Consider the following 4,769-nt stretch of genomic DNA (forward strand, 5'->3'; position numbering starts at 1 on the left):
TACTCAGATGAATACTACTCGACAAGTCTTTTTCTAATGCGTAACCCCTGCTCGTTTCGGTTGAGGACCTACCCGATTGCTGAAATATGGGTATATTTGTGGATATTTTAATCAGCAACACACATATATTATATTGAGCAATATGGAGAGTAAAGAGCAAATCCGAGAGCACCTCTCGGTATATAATAGTAGGACGAGAGCAATAGAGCCCCTTCGACCCAAGCAGTCACCCCACGTGGGAATGTACGTTTGTGGTCCTACCGTTTACGGCGATGCCCACTTGGGGCATGCTCGCCCTGCCATCACCTTTGACCTCCTCTTCCGTTACCTTACCCACTTGGGCTACAAGGTGCGGTACGTGCGCAACATCACCGATGTAGGTCACCTAGAGCATGACGCCGATGAGGGAGAGGATAAGATTCAGAAGAAAGCACGACTAGAGCAGATAGAGCCAATGGAGGTGGTGCAGTACTACCTCACCCGCTACCATAAGGATATGGATCTCCTGAATGTGCTTCCACCCTCTATTGAGCCAATGGCAAGTGGGCATATTATTGAGCAGATTGCTTTAGTGCAGGAGATTCTAGACGCTGGCTATGCCTATGTTTCCAATGGTTCGGTCTACTTTGATGTACCTAAGTACAATAAAGATCACCAATATGGCGTACTCTCGGGCCGTAATATTGAGGATATTTTAGAGAATACCCGCAGCCTAGATGGGCAAGAGGAGAAGCGGAGCTCTGTGGACTTTGCCCTTTGGAAAAAAGCGAGTCCAGAGCATATTATGCGTTGGCCTAGCCCTTGGAGCGATGGCTTCCCCGGCTGGCATGCGGAGTGTACGGCGATGGGACGTAAGTACCTCGGCGATGGATTTGATATCCATGGCGGGGGTATGGACTTGATCTTTCCTCACCACGAGTGTGAGATTGCCCAAGCAGTAGCAGCGGAGGGGCACGAGATTGTGCCGGTATGGATGCACAATAATATGATCACTATCAATGGGCAGAAGATGGGCAAGAGCCTAGGCAACTTCATCACATTGGAGCAATTTTTCTCTGGTGAGCATGAGTCGCTAGAGAAGGCGTACGACCCTATGGTGATCCGCTTCTTTATCCTTCAAGCCCATTACCGTTCAACAGTAGACTTTAGCAATGAGGCACTACAAGCATCGGAGAAGGGGTTGGAGCGCCTGATGAGTGCCTACGCCACTTTGGGCAAGCTAAAGCCAGCTAAGCAGGAGACCGAAGCGTTACCCAACTATAGAGAGCAGTGCTACGCGTCGCTTAATGATGACCTCAATAGCCCTAAGGTGATTGCGGAGCTCTTTGATGCCACCCGCAAAATCAATCAGGCGGAGAGTGGTGAGATTGGGCTGACGGCAGAGCAAATTGAGGAGCTCCACCAGCTCTTTGACACCTTCTTCTTCGAGATACTGGGCATGCGGCCAGCTGGTGCAGGGGAGTCCTCGGCGCACCTTGAGGCATTTGGCAAGGCAATGGATCTACTACTGGAGATCCGTCAGGGTGCCAAAGCAGCTAAGGACTGGGCGACCTCGGATAAGATCCGTGATGAGCTGAAGAAGATAGGCTTCGAGATCATGGATGGCAAGGAGGGAAGCACGTGGAGACTCTGACACTCATCACAGGTGGCAGCCGTTCGGGCAAGAGTAGTGAGGCGGAGCGAAGGGCTTTGGCACTTTCGCCTCGCCCCATTTACCTCGCTACTGCTACGGTGCAAGATGAGGAGATGGCCGATAGGGTGCGACGGCATCAGGAGCGAAGGGCCGACAAGTGGGAGACCATTGAGGAGCCACTTTGGCTAGGTCGGCTCGACCTCTCGGGCAAGGTGGTACTGGTAGACTGCCTTACCCTTTGGACCACCAACGTCTTTTTTTACGTGGGAGAAGATGTGGACAAAGCTCTTGCCTTTATAAAGGAGCAACTTAAGGAGCTTCTTAGCCACCCAGCCACTTATATATTTGTGACGAATGAAATAGGAATGGGTGGCGTCTCGAGCAATGCAATGATGCGGAAGTTTTCCGACCTGCAGGGGTGGGTCAATCAGTATGTAGCCTCTCTCTCGGATGAGGTGGTGCTGATGGTTTCGGGTATTCCTTTGAAAATAAAATAAGAGTAGTCAATCATTATGAGACACTTTGAAATTACCCCGCTAGATGAAGCCTTTGGGCAGAAGATGCTGGAGTATATAGATGATATTGCGAAACCAAAGGGCTCGCTAGGGAAGCTGGAGCAGATCGCACGTCAGGTAGCGATGATTCAGGGCACGATACACCCTACTCTAGAGCGGCCACACCATATCCTCTTCTCTGCCGACCACGGCATTGAGCAGGAGGGGGTGAGCAAGTCGCCAAGGGCGGTGACGTGGCAGCAGACGATCAACTTTAAGCGCTCTGGCACGGCGATTGATTACCTCACCCGCCAGCATGATATTGAGCTGGTAATTGTGGATGCAGGGGTTGATTACGACCTCCCTAAGGAGCTAGGGATTATCGATTGTAAGGTGCGGAAGGGGACCTCTAACTTCCTTCATGAGCCAGCAATGACCCGTGAGGAGGCTAATCAGTGTATTGAGGCGGGAGCAAGGCAGGTGGAAATCGCCCACGACAAGGGGTGCAACATCATCTCTTTCGGAGAGATGGGCATCGGTAATACGAGCCCCTCAGCTGTGTGGATGCACCTACTGACAGGGATTTCTCTGCACGACTGTGTCGGATCGGGTAGCGGGTTACACGGCGAGGAGATTTCCCACAAGGAGCGGGTACTTGCCGAGGCAATTGCTAATGCGCCCAAAGATTTGAGTGCAGAGGAAGTGATGAGATACTTCGGTGGATTTGAGATGGTGATGACGGTGGGGGCGATGCTACGTGCCGCAGAGCTAAAGATGACGATTGTGGTGGATGGCTTTATCATGACTGCCTGTATACTGATGGCGAGCAAGGTCTCCCCCAATGTGCTTCAGTACGCTATATTTGGGCACAAGGGAGATGAGAGGGGGCATAGCCTCCTACTCAATTACCTCCATGCCGCCCCGATCCTTAACCTAGGCATGAAGCTAGGAGAGGGTACTGGAGCAGTTTGTGCCTACCCGATCATCAAGTCGGCGGTGCTGATGCTCTCGGAGATGGCTCTATTTGGCAATACCAATCCTATTGAGAAGTATTTTTAATGAATAAAGTCCGGTACTATACTTACGATATCTTAGCAGCCTTCTCGGCACTGACAAGGCTTCCCATTTGGCGGATAGTCACAATCCCAAAAGAACATTACCAGAGGGTCGTCTACTACTGGAGTGTCGTGGGGTGGCTCACAGGCCCTCTGACCGCGTTGGTAATATTGGGACTAGGTCAGTTTCTCCCAGTCACTCTAGCAGTGACTATAGGGTTTATTTTCCGTATCCTACTCACTGGTGGAATGCACGAAGATGGCCTGATGGACTTCTTTGATGGCTTTGGTGGAGGGCGGACGCGGGAACGAATCCTGGAGATTATGAAGGATAGCCACTCGGGTGCCTATGCAATTATAGGCTTTGTGAGCTATGCAGCCCTTTGGATAGGGCTCCTCGGGTGGATGCCACTGGAGGCAGCCTTTTATACCGTAATGGTAGGAGACCCCATCAGCAAGTTTGTCGCTTCCAACCTGCCACGGCTACTCAAGTATGCTCGGAATGAGGAGAGTGCCAAGATGAAGGTGGTCTATGAGGATCGCCCGCACCGAGGACTCTTTATCCTGGCAGCACACTTTGGACTTCTGCCTATCTCTCAATGGTCGCCTGCTGGATGGTGGATGCTGCTATTCTCGGCCCTCACATTTGGTTTGCTTTACCTCTTGATGAAACGACGGGTCAATGGCTACACGGGCGACTGCCTGGGAGCAACCTTTCTTCTCTGTGAGGTGATGAGCTACTTAGCCGTTTGGATATTTATATTATGAAAGAGTTATTGGTTGTACGACATACTTCGGTGGATGTACCCCAAGGCATTTGCTATGGGGGAACAGATGTGCCACTACAGCCTACTTTTGCAGAAGAGGCTGAGCTAGTAAGGCAAAGGCTGGAGGGCTATACCCCAGATAGAGTGCTTTCGAGCCCCCTTTCGAGGGCTACTCGGCTTGCCAATGCAATAGGGTACCCTGAAGTGGATACTGATGAGCGACTGCGCGAGCAGCACTTTGGCGCTTGGGAGATGAAAGCCTACGACGAGATAGAGGATCCTCAGCTACTTCGCTGGTATGAAGACTATGTCTATGAGCGGCCTACAGATGGTGAAAGCTTTGCAGAGGTGGTGACTCGGGTGGGCACGCTCCTAGAGGAGCTGAAGGCGAGTAATCACGAAAAAATACTAATATTTGCACACGGTGGTATTCAGATGGCAGTGGGGGCTTACCTAGGTCTGTATGAGCTAATTGACGCACCACAGCACTTCCAAGGCTACGGAAGCGTGATGAAATACCAGCTATAACCTTCTTAAAAGCTACTAAAAGAGGTAAGAGGGGAAAATAGAAAGGGATTACTTAGAAAAAAAAGAGTAACTTTGCGTGAATGTATATCTAGCTTGAAGCATTGAGACCTCAGGAGCTAGGACTAATAGGATATTTGAATGGCGTGATGAGAAGATATAAATGGTATGTGGTTGGCGCCACATTGATATTGACGGCACTGTTATTTTCGGCCTGCCGAAAGGATAATGGACCCCACACAACTCCAATCTATACGGAGTACACCTATCCAGCCTCTATAAAAGCCTCTTTCCC

5 protein-coding genes are annotated in these 4,769 nt (G+C 50.7%); all 5 read left to right on the forward strand.

Annotation, left to right across the window (positions count from 1 at the left end):
* Window positions 1-142 precede the first annotated feature (142 nt).
* The 5 genes from cysS to cobC are packed head-to-tail and all read left to right on the forward strand — an operon-like array spanning window position 143 to window position 4,477.
* The gene (gene cysS, locus QVO39_RS02370; RefSeq protein WP_021902858.1) at window positions 143-1,633 is read left to right on the forward strand and encodes a cysteine--tRNA ligase; all 1,491 of its coding nucleotides are present in this window, start codon (window positions 143-145) and stop codon (window positions 1,631-1,633) included.
* Window positions 1,621-2,130, forward strand: a complete 510-nt coding sequence (gene cobU / locus QVO39_RS02375; protein WP_021902859.1) for a bifunctional adenosylcobinamide kinase/adenosylcobinamide-phosphate guanylyltransferase — start codon at window positions 1,621-1,623, stop codon at window positions 2,128-2,130. The genes cysS and cobU overlap by 13 nt, the downstream gene beginning before the upstream one ends.
* Window positions 2,131-2,145: 15 nt before the next feature.
* A complete protein-coding gene (cobT, locus tag QVO39_RS02380) occupies window positions 2,146-3,186 on the forward strand; it encodes a nicotinate-nucleotide--dimethylbenzimidazole phosphoribosyltransferase (RefSeq protein WP_021902860.1) in 1,041 nt (346 codons plus the stop codon).
* Window positions 3,186-3,950 carry an adenosylcobinamide-GDP ribazoletransferase gene (locus QVO39_RS02385; RefSeq protein ID WP_018028330.1) on the forward strand — a complete coding sequence of 255 codons (765 nt, stop codon included), beginning with the start codon at window positions 3,186-3,188 and terminating at the stop codon, window positions 3,948-3,950. Before cobT ends, QVO39_RS02385 begins: the two co-directional genes overlap by 1 nt.
* On the forward strand, window positions 3,947-4,477 hold the full coding sequence (gene cobC, locus QVO39_RS02390; RefSeq protein WP_021902861.1) for an alpha-ribazole phosphatase family protein: 531 nt from the start codon (window positions 3,947-3,949) through the stop codon (window positions 4,475-4,477). The genes QVO39_RS02385 and cobC overlap by 4 nt, the downstream gene beginning before the upstream one ends.
* The last annotated feature ends 292 nt before the right edge of the window (window positions 4,478-4,769 follow it).

The sequence above is a fragment of the Porphyromonas sp. CAG:1061 genome, assembly GCF_000435035.1.
In the GTDB taxonomy this organism is placed as follows: Bacteria; Bacteroidota; Bacteroidia; order Bacteroidales; family Porphyromonadaceae; genus Porphyromonas_A; species Porphyromonas_A somerae.

What these genes read in the sequence shown, in the direction of transcription:
- cysS (WP_021902858.1), top strand. Translation starts at nt 143, where the DNA reads ATGGAGAGTAAAGAGCAAATCCGAGAGCACCTCTCGGTATATAATAGT.
- cobT (WP_021902860.1), top strand. Translation starts at nt 2,146, where the DNA reads ATGAGACACTTTGAAATTACCCCGCTAGATGAAGCCTTTGGGCAGAAG.
- QVO39_RS02385 (WP_018028330.1), top strand. Translation starts at nt 3,186, where the DNA reads ATGAATAAAGTCCGGTACTATACTTACGATATCTTAGCAGCCTTCTCG.
- cobC (WP_021902861.1), top strand. Translation starts at nt 3,947, where the DNA reads ATGAAAGAGTTATTGGTTGTACGACATACTTCGGTGGATGTACCCCAA.